Source organism: Sphingobium yanoikuyae (genome assembly GCF_013001025.1).
Taxonomy (GTDB): domain Bacteria; phylum Pseudomonadota; class Alphaproteobacteria; order Sphingomonadales; family Sphingomonadaceae; genus Sphingobium; species Sphingobium yanoikuyae_A.
The window spans coordinates 2,443,779-2,460,122 of record NZ_CP053021.1 but is presented as its reverse complement, the minus strand read 5'-3'; the positions used below and the strand labels follow the sequence as shown (position 1 = coordinate 2,460,122).

Below are 16,344 nucleotides of genomic sequence, written 5' to 3'. Positions count from 1 at the left end.
GAGGTTTTTATGAATATTGCCGTTACGGGTGCGAGCGGACAGCTTGGGCGCCTTGCAATCGATGTGCTGACAGCCCGGACAGGTCCGGCCGGTATTGTTGCGCTTGCCCGCACCCCGGACAAAGTGGCTGACCTCGGTATCGAAACGCGCGCTTTCGATTATGAACAGGCTGAAACACTGGCAGCCGCGCTTAAAGGCGTGGATACGCTCATCCTCATATCGTCGAGTGAAATCGGCCAACGCGTACGCCAGCATCGCAACGTCATCGATGCCGCCAAGGCGGCTACGGTCAAGCGCATCCTTTACACGAGCCTGCTCCACGCGGACACGTCGGTGGTGTCGCTCGCCGCCGAGCATCGTGAGACCGAGGCAGACCTGAAAGCCTCCGGCGTCGATTTTACGATCCTGCGCAACGGCTGGTACACGGAAAACTATACCTCCTCGATCCACAGTGCCTTGCAAAGCGGTGTCTTCATCGGGAGCGCGGGCCAGGGCAAGTTGGCGTCAGCGACGCGTAAGGATTTTGCCGAGGCGCTAGCCATAGTAGCGATGAGCGATGAGCGATGGCCCTGCGAGCAAGGTCTATGAACTGGCAGGAGACGACGCCTGGACACTCTCAGACCTAGCCGCAGAAATCTCACGGCAGACCGGTAGGACCATTCCCTATCGCGATTTGCCGGCAGCAGAATATGCCGCAGCGTTGGTCACCGCGGGTCTTCCCGAAGGCTTAGCTGACGCGATCGCCGGGTGGGACGTCGCTGCATCGCAGGGGGGTCTATTTGACGATGGCAAGCAGCTTTCAAAGCTAATAGGCCGGCCGACTACACCATTGGCGCAGGCCGTGGCGCACGCGCTGCAATAACTCGCGCTCGCGGTGCAAGGCTTGACGGCCCGATCGACTTCTTGGGGGATGTAGCGTGGCTTCGGCGCTAGCGATGTTCGCATCCGCTTGGTCCAGGGCTGCGCCATAGCGGGGAGATCAATAAAACAGCGCATCGCCTGTCCGGACGGATTGATTGTCCCGGACGCGGACCTCGGTCATCAGGCCGGCTACATCGGGCGTCACGCGAACAACATCGGCGTGGACATGGCCGCCGCTGGTCCGTGAATCTTGCTCATATCGGTGTCAGAGCGCGATAGGACTGCCACTGCGAAAGAAACGATTACGATAATGGTGGTGGTAAACAGGCGGCCAAGAACGGCAGGTGGCGTGTCATGCCAACGTCCAGAGATTCCGCTGATCTGTGCGACTGCGGCGTAGAGCAGGAGGAAGAATGCAAGATCGACGATTGGCCGGAAAATGAGATCGAAATAAGCGGATCTCCGCCTGCAGTCTTGCGGCTGAGGTAGTCGCTGCTTAAATTGCCATCATGCAGCATTCATCTTCGAAACAAAGCAAGGGTCGCCCGCGAGGCTTCGATCCCGAGTGCGCGCTGGAGATTGCGCTCGATACGTTTCGAAGGAAAGGTTACGAGGGCGCATCCGTCGATGATTTGACCGATGCTATGGGTATTTCGAAGCCGAGCATGTACCGGGTTTTCGGCAACAAGGAGGCGCTTTTCAACAAAGCAATGGACCTTTACGAGACCGATATCGTCAGCTTTTCGGTCGTGTCGCTTAGAGAGCCGACCGCGCGAAAGGTAGCGGAAAGTTTCTTGCGAGGCGCGTTGGACGCGCAGACCCGGACAGGGTCAAAAGGTTGTCTGGATGTCTTAGGTTCGATGGCTTATTCTGACGACGCGCACGCGGTGAGGGCAAATGTTTTAGCGAGGCTCGGCGCGGCGCGCGCAGCTCTCGCTAGTCGCCTTGAATTGGCTCGTCAGCTAGGTGATTTACCCGGCAATGACCCGATTGATGGTTTGGTGAGTTTTCTCTACGCCCTCGTTCATGGAATGGCGGTGCAAGCCGCCGCCGGCGTGGATCGAACAGCCCTGGAAGACATAATAGAATTAGGTTTGCGCGCGTGGCCGGCTAGCGGGATCGAGGGCGCTTAATCGGACAAACGGCGTTGGCGAACCAATTGGCGGGCGGGACCAGCCAACCACCGAACCAGTTCAGCCACATATCCCGCACATCCGGCGATGCGCGGCATCGAGCATCGGCAGGGCGTGCCCGGCTCGCTCGGCTGCGTCTCTCGCAGGCTCAGGTCCTTCAGACCCAGCGTCGCCTTGAAGCTCGGTTCATAAGTCTCGCTCGCGATGTTCGCTGAATAGACTTGATAGGAGCGGCTGCCGGACAGAGTACAAAGGATGAGTTTCGAAAACTGATCCCGAGCATGGACGGTGGCTTCGGTCAGCACAACAGTTTCAGCCATTGCCTTGATCGCCATGGTGATCATTATATTGCAGGCAACCTTGGTGGCGACATTCGCCATCGGCCCGTCTGTGCCCATGTCCCAGATCCGCCCGCCGATCACCTCGGCAGAGGCGCGGGTCCTGTCGACCGCCGACGCAGCGCCGCCGACCAGGATGTTGAGTTCGCCCTTAGCAGCCAAGTCGGGACGGCCCAGCACGGGAGCGGAAACAAAAGCAACATCGCACTTTCGTGCAGCTCGGCCAGTTCACGCGCGAAGGCGACCGAGATGGTGGATGCCGCGGCACGAATCAGCCTGATTTTCGCGTTAGCGAACGTGCAAGGGCCGACGCTGCCACCGACTTACCGATCGGCAGTATCGTCGACCAGATGGCGGGGCAGGCTGGCCAGCGTGCTATTTCAGACGTCCAAAATAGGTGGCGCATATGCTGAGGCCGCTCTGCGGATGTCGAAGTCAGATCGACGGCCTTGAGCGGTCTCAGAGTTGGCAAAACCCCCTTCGGATTTGCCGATAACTCCGACGAGGCACTCCGATCAGCTGGATGGACGAGCGCGGATCGCCCGGCGCGTGGGGATATTTCCCGTCGAGGCAGGTGACTTCGCTTTATCCATACGTAGCGAAACCGGAGGGCCGCACTCACTTCGCGGACAAGCACAGCTCCAGCCCTTCCGGCGACGTTCGAAGAGGGCTGGTATCGGGGCTGAGAGCGGTGGACGAAATAGAAAAAAGAGGTCGGCATAAATGCCGACCCCAATTGGGAGAGGATGCCTGAAAGGCGATCGTATTTTCACAGGAAATTGCTGCACCGCGCAATCTCCCAAATTGGAATGTCTCTTATCCGTCGTGGAATGAGTGATATATAGAGGGCGCTTGCCTCGGCGACCTGGACTGTCGTGCTCGGAACATAGGTCTTGCCGGACCGCGCCCGAACTGAGCGCCCAGAACACATTGGAGACAATATCGCCGCGATACTCTCGCGCGGATATGAACGGACAAGAGCAATCGAAAAGACCGACTGATCGGCAGGAAAAGGGGGCAGAAGAGCTTCAGGCCTGGAAGGCATGATCAAGGAGTCGAACCATCGTATCGAGAGCGAGTCTTGCTTGCGGTACCGGTCCGGTGTGCGTGAAGAAATGATCGACGCCCGGAACGATCACATGCTCGAACAATACCCCCGCATCCCGAAGCCGATCGGCAAATGCGTCCCCCTCATCGCGCAATGTATCGAATTCCGCCGTGATGACGAGCGTTGGCGGTAGCAGGGTCATATCGGTAGCGAGCAGCGGCGAAGCCAAAGGGGCGAGGCGCTGTGAACGGTCAGGTATGTAGCTATCGGTGAAAATCCGGGAAAGAAGCGGAGTGATCAGCGGTCTTGGCAACCGCCTGTGCTTCGTCCGAGGATCGGCAGCAAGATCAAGGATCGCATAATCCACGATCAATCCGAGTATCTGAAAAGCTTCATCCTGCGCGGCTCGCAAAGCGAGGCCTGCCGCCAACGCGCCGCCTGCGCTATGGCCACCCACTGCCAGCCTTGCCGCATCGAGATCGAGCTGATCGCCATTGAGCGAGAGCCAGCGCGCCAGGCTGAAACACTGTTCGGGCGCGGTGGGATAGCGGGCCTGCGGCGCGGTATCATAGTTGATGTTGACCACCGCACAGCAGGCCCGATTGGCAAGGTACCGACAAATATGGTCATCCTGATCGGGACAGCCCATTACATAGCCGCCGCCATGAATATTCAAGAATACGGGCAATGGACCTGGAGGCGTGGCCGGGCGATACAGCTTGAACGATATGAGACCGGCATCGGTCGTCGCCCGATGCGCGCTGACGTTGCAGGGAAGGCTGAACTCTTTGCGCACCTCGCCCGCTGGCCTGGTCAGGAGCGGCGCGATCGCTTGGATTACAAAAGCGACGATGTCTGTCAGATAACCCATATCACTCCTTGATCTCTTGCATTTCGATGGTCCGTGACCCTCATCATGACCGGTGAGCTACATTGCCTCGCCGCGCGCCTTGCCGCTGCCATCATTAGACGAACGCAGCCAAGACTTTGTCCCGCGCGGTCGCGGCATTGGCATCTGTTTCCAGGCAGATATGGTTGATCAATAGCGATAGGAAAGGGTCAATCCATAGGTTCGTGGTTGACCGGTGAACCGGATCGCCGCATCGGGCCCTGGCTGACTGACCAGAGTGGCATAGAATTTGTCGGTGAGATTCTTCACATAGGCAGTCAGACGCCAACGGTCGTCTTTCAGCACGACGCCTGCCCGCACGTCGATCAGCGTGTAGGAATCGATCGCAAACTGGGGCAATTCTCCGAGCCCTCCATTCGTGGCAGCCTGGTAGGTTGCGCCGCCGCCGACAAACCCGTTCATGCTGTCGCTTACCGAAAACTGATAGTCGATGTCCGATGTGACCTGCCAGTCGGGCGTCAGAGGAAAGGCTTCGCCGCTCAGGCGTACCTGCTGTGCGAGAGCGTCGAAATTGACGAAATCACCAAGAATCCTGGTTCCGACATAGGTGACGCCGGTATTGATCGTCAGCCCCGAAATTGGTCGCAGCGTTGCCTGGATTTCGCCGCCGGCGACACGTGACTTGGGGACATTGATCAGGGCGCTCTGCGGCCCGATCACGGGATCTACAATCCTTCCGCGAAACTGCTTGTCGCGGTAATCATAGTAGAAGACCGCTCCATTGAGTTGCAGCTTCCTGTCAAAGAGGCCAAGCTTGAATCCGGCCTCATAGGCGGTGAGCGATTCCTGCGTGGCGGGTGTGAGCTGGAGCGCAAACGTTGCTCCAGCCGTCGGAAAGGCACCGTTTTTATAGCCCTTGCTGATGTTCGCATACAGCAGGGTGGTTGGGTTCACTTGCCAGTTCACGCCGCCCCGCCACGATATATTATCCTCGTTCAGCTGGCTGCGGACCTGTGCAGGCTCAAAATTCGCATTGAGCGTGAGGCATGCTCCGGGCGCTATCGTGATGGGGTGTCCGGCGCGCGCTGTAGCGATACGGGATACCACCGCCGAAAAATCGCCGGCACCCGAATCATAGGTGCAGCCGATGAAACGCCGATGCTGGTCGGTATATCTCACGCCGCCCTGGAGCGTCAGGGTATCGGTCAGCTTGTAGTCGAGGCTCGCAAATGCCGCATAGGTATTGATATGTTGATCGGAATGCGCACTCGCCCTTTGAAAGGGAAAGCTCGAGGTCCGTGCAAGGGGGTCCGACTGGTCGAAGACACTTTCCCAAGCGTAATTTAGGCCAACGACATAATGGAGTTGCCCGGAATCGCCTGATAGGCGCAACTCCTGCGAGAAGTCTCGCGAGCGGCCCGGGTTAATCAGCGCATAGGCCTGGATCGCCGTGCCGTCTGCATCGACAGCGCTTAAACGCTTGAGCTTTGAATAGGCCGTAATCGATGTGATCGTAACAGTGTCTGACAGATCATAGTCGGCGCGACCGGAAACCTGGGCGAACCAGGAGTTACGCTTGAATGAAAGGTCAGGGTCAAAATCGGCGGCGCGATTGTCGCGCGGGGGCAGGGGGTATGCGCGCAACACGGCGGGAGACGCGGCTCCCGTAATTGCCGCAAGCTGAGGCGCCTGGCTTTCGGAACGATCGCGCCATCCGTGAACCATGAAACTGAAGCGAAGCCGGTCACTCGGCTTCCAGTCAACGATTGCGCGGCCGGAGAAGATGTTGCCTTCGCCGTTGGTTGCATCGCGTGTGTAACTGCGCTGCCAGTCGTCATTTCGATCAAACCGCGCGGCGATACGGGCGGTCAAGGTGTCGGTGATGGGGCCGCTGACGAACCCTTTCAACTCGACCCGGTTGAATCTGCCATAGGTGAGATCTGCCCCGCTGTGAAAGCTATCTGTAGGCCGTGCCGAGATGTAGTTGATCGCGCCACCCGTTGCATTCTGCCCATAAAGCGTGCCCTGAGGGCCTTTCAATATCTCGACGCGATTGAGATCGAGGGTGGCGCCTAGCGCCATGATCGAAAGCGGTAGCGGGACTTCATCGACATAGACGCTGACGGCCGAGGCTGCGCCGATCGCCGTGTCATAGAATCCGACACCCCGCAGGGTCAGCACGGGCACGCCATAGGCGCTCTGAACAAAATTGAAACCGGGCGTGATCTTGATGAGGTCTGCGGTATCGACCACGCCGCGCTGTTGGAGCGCGTCGCCCTGGACCGCTGTAATCGAAACACCGACCTTGTTGACGTTTTCGGATCGCTTTTGCGCGGTGACGATGATGTCGCCGAGCGATGCAACGGGTTCCGGCACAGAGTCAGCTTGTGGCGGGGGATTGGCCGCATCCGGAGCGTTCTCATTCGTCTGGGCAACGCAAGGCGCTGCTAAGGCCATCAGTGAAGTTGCCGATAGCGCATACGTGATCGTCTTCATATTCCTCTCCCCTTGGATCGCCCTGTTCGAGCTTGTTTGCCTGAACATACTCAAGAGTATGCAATTTACAATATGAGGACCAAATTTTGCAGATTTGGCTAACATCCTGAAAATAAGAGTAATTGGTGAGAAAATTACGCATATTCTCCGCACCGATCCTTCGAATGGTACAAAAACCATTCGAATACGCATGGTGGAATGAGTGCGACGATTCGCTCGATGGGGGTCGTTGGCCTGGAAAAACGCGCTTGCAAAATTAGATACGAATCCATACGGTAAGGTATGGAGAGCCTATCATGACGCACAAAGCCGCCGATTTGGTCGACTGGACGTTCGGAACCGTCGATCGCCGTATTTTCTGGGATCCTGCTATATATGAGCGTGAACTCGAGAGAGTTTTTGCGCGCTCATGGTTGTTCGTCGCGCACGAAAGTCAGGTCGAGCTGCCCGGCAGCTTCATCACCACGTATATGGGCGAGGACTCGGTGATCGTCGCCAGGGCAGGCGCGGGTACGATCAACGTGTTCCTCAATTCCTGCCCGCACCGTGGCAACCGCGTCTGCTTTGCCGATAGCGGAGAAGGTCGCCAGTTTACGTGCAACTATCATGGCTGGGCGTTCGGTCTCGATGGTGCGCTCAAGAAGATGCCCAAAATGGGCCTCTACAAATCCACCCCCGGCTTCCGGATGGAGGATTGGGGGCTGAAGCGCGCCCGTGTGGCAAGCTATAAGGGTCTCGTCTTCGCGACCTTCTGCGAGGAAGCACCTTCACTCGACGAGTGGCTGGGCGACTTCCGCTGGTATCTCGATGCCGTGCTGGACGCGGAAGATGGTGGCACCGAATTCCTTCCCGGCGGCGCGACCCGCTCCGTGATGAAGTGCAACTGGAAGTTTCCGGCCGACAATTTCGTCGGGGATATCTACCACGCCCTGTGGACCCATCTTGGTGGCTCAGAGCCGACATTGGGGCGCCATGGCGGCGTCAAGGTCGACAATGCCGGCAGCTATCAAGTGTCCGTCAATGGCCATGGCTGGGAGTTCAACGACAGCTTCCTCGGCAATGCCGCGACGATGGGCGATCGCGAACTGCTGCGGTACATGCGCTCGCGACAGGATGCGATTACCGCTCGCTTGGGGCGGTTCCGCGCCAACATGTGGGGATCGGTCGCCTCTGCAACCATCTTCCCGAACTTCTCGTTCCTTCCCGGCTATTTCACCTTCCGCACCTTCCAGCCCAAGGGGCCGACGCAGACGGAAATCCATGCCTGGACCCTCGTCCCGAAGAACATGCCCGAGGAGATCAAGGACAGATTCCGGCGCGGCTCGATGCGTACCTTCTCGCCCTCCGGCCTGCTCGAGATGGACGACGGCGAGAATTGGGAGCACTCCACCACGGCCAATGCAGGCTGGGTGACGCGAAACCAGCGGCTGTGCTACGCCATGGCGCCAATCGGTGAGGTCGAGCAGGAAGGTCTCCCCGGTTCTGTCAGTGCGGGCCAGCTTTCCGACGCCAACCAGCGGCTGTTCTACAAGCGCTGGGCGCAAATGATGGATGCCGAGACCTGGGCCGATATTCCGGTAGAGGTTGCCGTAGCGGAGCCGGAGGCAGCGGAATGACCAGTGTGCTCGACCGCAAGCCTGACTATTCGACCTATCCGACGTTGACTCAAGGCGAGGCGCGCGCCGCTGCGGCTCAACTTCTTGCCATGCGGGGGGAGGGCGCTCCCGTTGACGATGCGCTGCTGGCAAAAATCGAGCGATTTGCCAAGCTCGAGGCGCGCCTCCTCGACGAAGAGCGATATGATGACTGGTACGCCCTTCTGGCGGACGATCTGTTTTACTGGATGCCGCTGCGGCAGAATCGCTTCCGTCGTGACGCAAGGCCGGAATTGGATCCCGGCAATATGGCACTGTTCGATGAATCGAAGGCGGACATCGCGGTACGCATCGGGCGAATCCATTCTAATCTGGTGTGGACGGAAGATCCCCCAACTCGCCATGTTTATCTCATCACGAATGTCGAGGCGTTCGAGACGGACGTCTCGGGTGAGTATGAAGTTCATTCTGCCTTCGTCCAGTACCGCAATCGGTCGGAACATGACGAAGCCACTTTGTTCGGACGTCGTCGTGATTTGCTGCGCGTCAGTCCCAATGGCGGTTTCGAGATTGTGCGGCGGATGATCTTGTTGCCCCAGTCGGTGTTGCTGACCAAAAATCTCTCTGTCTTCTTCTGATGGCGCGCCTTGCAGGATATCGCGCGGTCGTGACCGGCGCCGGTTCCGGTATCGGGCGTGCCGTCGTGCGCCGCTACCTGGCCGAGGGCGCGCATGTCGTTGCGGTCGTTCGCCGCGATTCTGATGTTGCCGCGCTCGAAAGCGAGGGCGCGGTCGTCGTCGTTGGCGACGTTGCCCACTTCACCACCGCGGAGCGTGCAGTCGCCGCGGTGGTGGAGCGCTGGGGCGGTCTTGACGTCTATGTCGCCAACGCGGGCCTGTGGGACTTCCACAAGCGTCTGGAAAAGCAGGAACCGGCGGAAATCGACAGGGGGTTCGAGGAGATCTTCGGCGTCAACGTCAAGGGGGCTCTACACGGCGCGCGCGCCAGCCTGGCGGCCTTGCGCATGAGCCGGGGCAGCATCATCGCGACCGGATCGAACGCCTGCTTTCTCGCTGGCGGGGGAGGGGTGCTCTACACGGCCTCGAAGTTCGCTTTGCGCGGTCTTGTCATGCAGCTCGCCAAGGAGTTTGCGCCGGAGGTTCGTGTGAATGGGGTTGCTCCCGGCGCGACGGACACCGGCATCTCCGGCCCCGCTGCACTGGGACAGGGGGAGCGGGCGATGAATGCGGATGCCGACCGCATGGCCGAAATGCAACGCCATATGCTGCTTGGGCGTGTATCGACCCCTGAGGATCATGCATCCCTTTATGTCCTGCTCGCAAGCCGCGAGGAGAGCGCGTACGTCACCGGGGCGATGCTTCTGTCGGACGGCGGGCTCACTATTTCCGTTTGAGGTCCGAAATGCCGACACTTACAGTCATTAATCGTGCGGGAAACGCGCAACAACTTGAGGCGGGATCAGGGCTCTCTGTCATGGAGGTCATCCGTGACGCCGGATATGATGAGCTGCTTGCGCTTTGCGGCGGATGCTGCAGTTGCGCGACCTGCCACGTCTACGTCGAAGGCGATGTCGATCCGGGCGTGCCCGGCAACGATGAAAATGACCTTCTCGATAGTTCCGATCACCGTACCGAACGATCTCGCCTGGCGTGCCAAATAAGGTTCGCTGACGATCTTGCGGGACTGACGATACGGATCGCGCCGGAAGACTGAAAAAAAGTTGGAGGGGAGTTTATGATAGCGAGTGATTTGAAAGTTGCAGCGGTCGATGTGCAAGCAGAGCGCCGTAGCGATGGCTCTATCCTGCTCAGCAACGGAATCGCCCTGCCGCCCGTGAACGGCACGATCCCGCAGAGGCTTGCGTATTGGGCAAATATTCAGCCCCAAGCCTTGTTTCTGACCCAGGGTGACCGGGAACTTACTTACGCCCAGGCCGAGGCCGAGCGCCGTCGGATTGCCGCGCGATTGCTAGCGATGCCGCTTTCGCTGGAACGCCCGCTGATGCTCCTTGGGCAGAACAGTATCGAACATGCGCTGGTCGTTTTGGCAGCCACCAGCGTCGGCATTCCTGTGGCAATCGTTTCGCCGACCTACGCCGCGCCTGAAGCGCGCCCCTGGGCAAAGCTGCTGCGCGTCATTGGCGAGATCGATCCTGGTCTTGTCATCGCGGACCACACCGATCTTGCCGTGTCCATGCTTGCGGAAAGCGGGCGTCCCGGGCTTGAGGTGCGCTCGCTCAAGGATCTTGGCTGGATCGATGCCGTGCAGCCCATAAACGATACAATAATCGATGCCATGGAGGCCGACGTCGGTCTCGACACGGTGGCAAAGCTTTTGTTCACGTCCGGATCGACGGGCCATCCCAAGGCGGTTGCAAATACTCAGCGCATGATGGTGTCGAACATGCTGGGTTTGTCGGCAATCTGGCCATTCCTCAATGACCGTCCCCCCGTTTCCGTCGATTGGCTGCCCTGGAACCATACATTTGGCGGCAATTGCTGCTTCAATACGACCCTCTGGTTCGGTGGCCATTCGCATATCGACGACGGTCGACCGACGCTCAAATCGATCGCGAAAACGGTAGACGCCTTGCGTCGTTGGAGACCGACACTTTTCTACAACGTGCCGGTTGGTTTCGAGGCCCTCCTGCCGTTTCTGGAAAGTGATCCCGTCTTCGCCCGTCATTTCTTCGGCGATCTGGACTTCATCTTCAATGGCGGTGCACCGCTGCCTACGGCCCTGAGGAAGAGGGTGGAAGCCGCCGCCCTTGGCAGCGTCGGGCGGGTGCCAATGATCGTCGCTGGCTGGGGTTCCACTGAAACTGCCCCCTTCTCGAGCATCCTGTATTTCGATCAGCCCTATGCCAATAATCTGGGCGCGCCAATGCCCGGCACGACGATCAAGATGATGCCGAATGAAGATCGCTACGAGCTGCGCGTGCGTGGACCCAATGTCATGCCGGGCTATTGGCGGGATCCCACGACCACGGCCAATGCGTTTGACGAAGAGGGGTTCTACAAGATCGGCGACGCGGCCAAGTTCGCGGACCCCAATGACCCATCGGCTGGAATATTGTTCGATGGTCGCGTCGCGGAGAATTTCAAGCTTACCTCTGGAACCTGGGTCAATGTCGGGGCTCTGCGCCTAGCCATCGTCAACGCCGGGGAGAAACTTATCTCCGATGTGGTTATTACAGGGCATGGTCGCGGCGAGGTCGGAATTCTGTTGTTTCCGAACCAGGAAGCCTGTCGCGCGCTGCTGGGCGAGGACATGAGCGCGATGTTCGGTACGGAAGCCATTGCCGAACATCCCCTCATACGTGAACGGCTAAGTGCGATTCTTCGCAGGCACAATGATCGGCAGATGGGGTCGAGCACCCGAATCGCGCGTTTCATGGTGCTTGCTGAACCGCCAAGTGCCCATCATGACGAAATTACCGAGAAGGGGAATGTCAATCAGCGCCGTATCCTCGAGCGCCGAGCGGACCTTGTCGAACGTCTTTATGAAGATGCGTACGCGCTATGATATCCTGCGGGGCGCCTTCCAGGCATGATATCCTCATCGTCGGCGGGGGCCATGCGGGCGCGCAAGCCGCTGTGACGCTGCGACAGCGCGGATTTTCCGGTACGATCGGCCTCCTTAACGGAGAGCCTGAACTGCCCTACGAGCGACCACCTCTGTCGAAGGAATATCTTTCAGGCGAGAAATCGTTCGATCGCATCCTCATCCGTCCTGCCACATTCTGGGCCGAAAAGCAGATCGATGTGATGCCTGGACATGTGGTGACCGCGGTGGATGCAGCCGCGCACTACGTGATGTTGGCTGACGGCAGGGTGCATGGCTATGGCACGCTGATTTGGGCGGCCGGCGGCAATCCGCGCCGTCTCAGTTGCCCAGGGAATGCGCTCGGCGGCGTCCATTCGGTGCGGACCCGCGCCGATGTAGACAAGATGTTGCTCGAGCTGGCTGACGATCCTCAAATCGTGGTCATTGGTGGCGGATTTATAGGCCTGGAAGCAGCAGCCGTGCTGACCAAGCGGGGGCTGGCGGTGACCTTGCTCGAAGCCCTTCCGCGCGTTCTTGCGCGTGTGGCCGGCGAGGATATTTCCCGCTTCTACGAGGCAGTCCATCGAGGTCATGGCGTTGACCTGCGCATGGGCGTGGTGGTCGCCTGCCTGGAAGGGCGGACCCGCGTGACCGGTGTGCGGCTGTCTGACGGAACGCGCATTCCAGCCGATATGGTGATTGCAGGCATTGGTATCCTTCCGGCGGTCGAAGCCCTTTTGGCGGCCGGCGCGGAAGGCGGAAATGGGGTGGCAGTTGATGCCTATTGCCGGACGAGCCTGCCGGACATCTATGCCATCGGCGATTGCGCCCTGCATGCTAACCCCTATGCCGATGGCGCTTTGATACGGCTGGAATCGGTTCAGAACGCGCATGATCAGGCGATGGTTGCGGTTTGTTCGATCATGGGCGATCCGATTCCATACGATGCCGTACCCTGGTTCTGGTCCAATCAGTACGACCTTAAATTGCAAACCGTGGGCCTTTCGATCGGATATGACGATGTCATCATCCGGGGTGATCCGGCCAGCCGAAGCTTTTCGGCGATCTATCTCAAGAATGGTCGGGTCATCGCACTCGACTGCGTCAATGCCATGCGCGACTATGTGCAGGGCAAGGCCCTGGTGACTGCCCGCATCTGTCCCGACCCCGTGCGGCTGGCTTGTACCGATGTCCCGCTCAAGACGCTTGTTCAACAGACGGCCTGATGCCGATCAGAAGTGCCTCGCATCTGTCCATCGTTTCGCGCGCTTCGGTTGCGACGAGAGTCGCTGCGACCCGCATATAGGAATAAGCGAGAATAGCGCGTGCTTCAGCTTCCGGAGCATCGGCGCCGCACTGCATCATCAGCCCGGAAATATAGCGAAGGCGCAGCTGATCAATCTCTTCAAGTGCCGCCTGCGCGCGCGGCTCGCGCCGCCCCCAGAGACGTACCGCGAGCTCGACGTCGGCTGCCCGCGCCGAGCGTTGCCCCATGATGGGCAAGCGCAAAAGTCGTCGCAGCCTCGCTTCGGGCGAGGCCTCACCGCGGTCCAGGCGCTCGATCAGCGCCAGCGTTGCGCTCTTGCGCCATTGTTCGAGCATCGCCTGGTGCAAGGCATCGCGATCCTTGAAATGCCAGTAGAAGCTGCCCTTCGTCACTTCCAGCCGCTTGGCCAGGAGTTCGATCCGAACGCCGTCGATGCCGTTCGATGCCAGAAGTTCCAATGCGGCGTCCGTCCAGGCCGCAGCGTCCAGTCGTATCGCTTCCGTGCTGCGCGTTTTTGTTGTGGTCTTCATGAGAGCACTTCTTGCCGAGAGACGTCATTTGTCAATCGAACTATGAAACGCCGCCGCAAACAGGTATCAACCATACGCTACCGTATTGACATTCGCGCGTAACCCGTTCACCACGGTTCGCAGCAATGAGAGGATTGTGATGTCTGAAATCGCCGAAATTGGACGCGGAAAATCGGTTGCCGCGCTTGGCCTCGAAACGAATGTCCACGACATGGGTGAGGGGCGGCCGGTGGTGCTTCTTCATGGTTCCGGGCCGGGCGTTTCGGCATGGACCAATTGGAAGCGGGTCATGCCCGTGCTGGCGTCCGACTTTCGTGTGGTCGCTCCCGATATGGCCGGTTTTGGTTACACCGAGCGCAATCCCGATCTCTCCTACGACATCAAGCTTTGGGTGAAGCATCTCGTCGCTATCCTCGATGTGCTCGAGATCGAGAAGGCCAGCCTTGTAGGGAATAGCTTCGGTGGCTCCCTCGCGCTTGCGGCCGCCGCGCGTCATCCCGCCCGGTTCGACCGACTCGTGCTGATGGGCACACCTTGCGACAAGTTTACGATGACGCCCGGCTTGCGCGCTGGCTGGGATTATACGCCCAGCCGCGAGGCAATGCGCGCGGCGATGACGCATTTCCCCTATGATCCCACGTTCATCACCGACGAACTGGTCGAGGATCGCTTTCAGGCAAGCCTGATTCCTGGCGCTCAGGAGGGATTGCGCAAGCTCCTCGTCAAACCGAACGATGAGGGGGACACCCCCCTTTCGGGTATGCCCGAGGGCGTGGTTTCGGGCATCGAGCATCAAACGCTCGTTCTGCATGGCCGGGAGGACAAGGTCATTCCCGTCGAGATGGGGCTGCGCCTGGGACGTGCGATGCCGAACGCGGAATTCCATATGTTCGGTCGCTGTGGACACTGGGTCCAGGCCGAGCGCTTCGACGCCTTCGTAGCACTCTCGCGTCGTCACCTGGGGGCGGGTGCATGAGCAGCGAAGTCGAGGCGCTCGGTTATATCGGGCTCGAGGTTTCGGATCTGGCGGCCTGGCGCGTCTTTGCGAAGGAGGAGCTTGGGCTTCAATGGGTGCCGCGCGATGATGGCACCATCGATCTGCGGACCGATCAATATGCCACGCGAATTCGCCTTCATGTCGGGCCGCGGGATGATCTGGCCTATGCCGGATGGGAAGTGAAGGATGGCGCGGCCTTGGCAGCGCTTGCTGCGCGACTGGAGGGGGTCGGCGTTACGGTCGATCGTGCAGACGCCGCGGTTGCGGCGGACCGGCGCGTACATTCGCTGATTCGTTTCACGGATCCTGAGGGCAATGCGCATGAGGCCTTTTTCGGCCCCTTGCAGAAGACCAATGATCCATTCGTCAGCCCGACCGGAACGCGTTTTAAGACAGGGCGACAGGGCCTGGGGCATCTTGTGCTCGCATGCCGCCAAAAAGCCACGATGATGGAATTTTTTACAGAAACCCTGGGGTTCCGTTTGTCCGATCATATCAACACCGAAGTCGTGCCCGGGCGCCCGATCGAGATCAGTTTCCTGCGCTGCAACGGTCGCCATCACTCGCTCGCCCTCGCGCCTGTCCCCATCCCCAAAAAGATCGTGCATCTCATGGTCGAGGTGACGACGATCGACGATGTGGGGCGCGCGCTCGATCGTTGCATGAAAGGCGGCAGGCATTTGACCTTCACGCTGGGGCGCCATTCGAACGATGAGATGCTGAGCTTCTATCCGCTGACCCCGTCCGGGTTCGACGTCGAATATGGCTGGGGCGGTCTCGAGGTGGACGACGAGAGTTGGCATGTCCTGACGCATGACACCAACTCGGCCTGGGGCCACATCTATCAGCGCCCCCCGAAACCCGCCAAGCTGGAGTCCGTCGCGTGAGCAATTATGAGGATGTGGCGGCGCGGCTGCGCGCCGCTTATGCGGGACCTGCCCTGGACCCGCTCCGGGATGTGCTCGATCCAACCGATGCGGACGGCGCTTACGCCGTTCAGGCGATCAACACCGGCTTCTGGGCGAACCAGGGGCGCCGCATCGTCGGCCGCAAGGTCGGGCTGACCGCCAAGGCAGTGCAAGCGCAACTGGGTGTCGATCAGCCGGATTTCGGCGTGCTGTTCGATGACATGGCAATCGACAATGATGGCCTGCTTTCGCCCGAACAGGTCCTGCAGCCAAAGGCCGAAGCCGAAGTCGCCATCGTGCTCGCCGCGGATTTAGACCTTCCCGATGCGACGGCCGCTGACGTGGCGGCCGCAACCGCCCATGCGATTGCGGCCATCGAGATCGTCGACAGCCGCATAGCCGACTGGAAGATCAGCTTTGCCGATACGGTCGCCGACAATGGGTCTTCCGCCTTTTTCGTGCTGGGCGAGACCAGGAAGCCGCTCGATGGGCTCGACCTTTACACCTGCGGGATGGCGCTCGAAGTGAACGGGCAGCTTGCTTCGCTCGGCGCGGGAGCAGCCTGCCTTGGCCATCCGCTTGAGGCGGCCGCGTGGCTCGCCCGCACATTGGCGGCGGCCGGTGATCCGCTTCGTGCCGGCGACATTGTCTTGACCGGGGCACTTGGCCCCATGGTGGCTCTCAAGCCCGGCGACCGGGTGGAAGCGAAAATCGGCGGCCTTGGCAGGGTTGCATTCAGGTATGGGAATTAATG

General features: G+C 59.7%; 16 protein-coding genes and 1 pseudogene. 11 read left to right on the top strand and 6 right to left on the bottom strand.

What is annotated here, in order from left to right:
• Window positions 1-9: 9 nt before the first annotated feature.
• Window positions 10-588 carry an NAD(P)H-binding protein gene (locus HH800_RS12155; protein WP_328805865.1) on the top strand — a complete coding sequence of 193 codons (579 nt, stop codon included), beginning with the start codon at window positions 10-12 and terminating at the stop codon, window positions 586-588.
• A 391-nt stretch (window positions 589-979) separates the two neighbouring features.
• On the opposite strand, the gene HH800_RS29075 is transcribed toward HH800_RS12155, so the two are convergent.
• On the bottom strand, window positions 980-1,042 hold the full coding sequence (locus HH800_RS29075) for a biotin/lipoyl-binding protein (protein WP_231726382.1): 63 nt from the start codon (window positions 1,040-1,042) through the stop codon (window positions 980-982).
• Between the two features lie 328 nt (window positions 1,043-1,370).
• Here HH800_RS29075 and HH800_RS12145 point away from each other — a divergent pair, with 328 nt between their 5' ends.
• Window positions 1,371-1,994, top strand: coding sequence for a TetR/AcrR family transcriptional regulator (locus HH800_RS12145; protein ID WP_169861227.1), 624 nt, complete (start codon window positions 1,371-1,373; stop codon window positions 1,992-1,994).
• Here HH800_RS12145 and HH800_RS12140 read toward each other — a convergent pair.
• The 4 genes and pseudogenes from HH800_RS12140 to HH800_RS12130 all read right to left on the bottom strand — a co-directional run bounded on the left by HH800_RS12140 (window position 1,991) and on the right by HH800_RS12130 (window position 6,726).
• Window positions 1,991-2,416 (bottom strand): NAD-binding protein, encoded by a 426-nt coding sequence (locus HH800_RS12140; RefSeq protein WP_419248228.1) that lies wholly within the window; start codon window positions 2,414-2,416, stop codon window positions 1,991-1,993. The two genes, HH800_RS12145 and HH800_RS12140, sit on opposite strands and share 4 nt — an antisense overlap.
• Window positions 2,408-2,539 (bottom strand): annotated as a pseudogene (locus tag HH800_RS29365) (NAD(P)-binding domain-containing protein); the annotation flags it as partial. The gene HH800_RS12140 and the pseudogene HH800_RS29365, both read right to left, overlap by 9 nt.
• Before the next feature lie 821 nt (window positions 2,540-3,360).
• Window positions 3,361-4,251: an alpha/beta hydrolase gene (locus tag HH800_RS12135; RefSeq protein WP_169861226.1), complete on the bottom strand. Its 891-nt coding sequence runs from the start codon at window positions 4,249-4,251 to the stop codon at window positions 3,361-3,363.
• Between the two features lie 168 nt (window positions 4,252-4,419).
• On the bottom strand, window positions 4,420-6,726 hold the full coding sequence (locus tag HH800_RS12130; RefSeq protein ID WP_169861225.1) for a TonB-dependent receptor: 2,307 nt from the start codon (window positions 6,724-6,726) through the stop codon (window positions 4,420-4,422).
• Window positions 6,727-7,022: 296 nt separating this feature from the next.
• Between HH800_RS12130 and HH800_RS12125 the strand changes: the two genes are divergently transcribed.
• Genes HH800_RS12125 through HH800_RS12100 form a run of 6 tightly spaced genes read left to right on the top strand, consistent with a single transcriptional unit; the run spans window position 7,023 to window position 13,114 of the window.
• Window positions 7,023-8,342 (top strand): aromatic ring-hydroxylating oxygenase subunit alpha, encoded by a 1,320-nt coding sequence (locus HH800_RS12125; protein WP_169861224.1) that lies wholly within the window; start codon window positions 7,023-7,025, stop codon window positions 8,340-8,342.
• Window positions 8,339-8,959 (top strand): 3-phenylpropionate/cinnamic acid dioxygenase subunit beta, encoded by a 621-nt coding sequence (locus HH800_RS12120; protein ID WP_066043601.1) that lies wholly within the window; start codon window positions 8,339-8,341, stop codon window positions 8,957-8,959. The genes HH800_RS12125 and HH800_RS12120 overlap by 4 nt, the downstream gene beginning before the upstream one ends.
• A complete protein-coding gene (locus HH800_RS12115; protein ID WP_039570652.1) occupies window positions 8,959-9,735 on the top strand; it encodes an SDR family NAD(P)-dependent oxidoreductase in 777 nt (258 codons plus the stop codon). The genes HH800_RS12120 and HH800_RS12115 overlap by 1 nt, the downstream gene beginning before the upstream one ends.
• 8 nt (window positions 9,736-9,743) lie before the next feature.
• Window positions 9,744-10,055: a 2Fe-2S iron-sulfur cluster-binding protein gene (locus HH800_RS12110; protein ID WP_081997139.1), complete on the top strand. Its 312-nt coding sequence runs from the start codon at window positions 9,744-9,746 to the stop codon at window positions 10,053-10,055.
• A gap of 57 nt (window positions 10,056-10,112) precedes the next feature.
• Window positions 10,113-11,867, top strand: coding sequence for an AMP-binding protein (locus HH800_RS12105; protein ID WP_235682124.1), 1,755 nt, complete (start codon window positions 10,113-10,115; stop codon window positions 11,865-11,867).
• Entirely contained in the window at window positions 11,864-13,114 is a 1,251-nt protein-coding gene (locus HH800_RS12100; RefSeq protein ID WP_169861222.1) for an NAD(P)/FAD-dependent oxidoreductase, read from the top strand. Before HH800_RS12105 ends, HH800_RS12100 begins: the two co-directional genes overlap by 4 nt.
• On the opposite strand, the gene HH800_RS12095 is transcribed toward HH800_RS12100, so the two are convergent.
• Window positions 13,086-13,685 carry a TetR/AcrR family transcriptional regulator gene (locus tag HH800_RS12095; RefSeq protein WP_052207688.1) on the bottom strand — a complete coding sequence of 200 codons (600 nt, stop codon included), beginning with the start codon at window positions 13,683-13,685 and terminating at the stop codon, window positions 13,086-13,088. The two genes, HH800_RS12100 and HH800_RS12095, sit on opposite strands and share 29 nt — an antisense overlap.
• A 139-nt stretch (window positions 13,686-13,824) precedes the next feature.
• Between HH800_RS12095 and HH800_RS12090 the strand changes: the two genes are divergently transcribed.
• Genes HH800_RS12090 through HH800_RS12080 form a run of 3 tightly spaced genes read left to right on the top strand, consistent with a single transcriptional unit; the run spans window position 13,825 to window position 16,342 of the window.
• Window positions 13,825-14,661 (top strand): alpha/beta fold hydrolase, encoded by an 837-nt coding sequence (locus HH800_RS12090; protein WP_169861221.1) that lies wholly within the window; start codon window positions 13,825-13,827, stop codon window positions 14,659-14,661.
• A complete protein-coding gene (locus HH800_RS12085) occupies window positions 14,658-15,569 on the top strand; it encodes a VOC family protein (RefSeq protein WP_039570667.1) in 912 nt (303 codons plus the stop codon). The genes HH800_RS12090 and HH800_RS12085 overlap by 4 nt, the downstream gene beginning before the upstream one ends.
• Window positions 15,566-16,342, top strand: a complete 777-nt coding sequence (locus tag HH800_RS12080; protein WP_066043592.1) for a 2-keto-4-pentenoate hydratase — start codon at window positions 15,566-15,568, stop codon at window positions 16,340-16,342. Before HH800_RS12085 ends, HH800_RS12080 begins: the two co-directional genes overlap by 4 nt.
• Window positions 16,343-16,344: the final 2 nt, after the last annotated feature.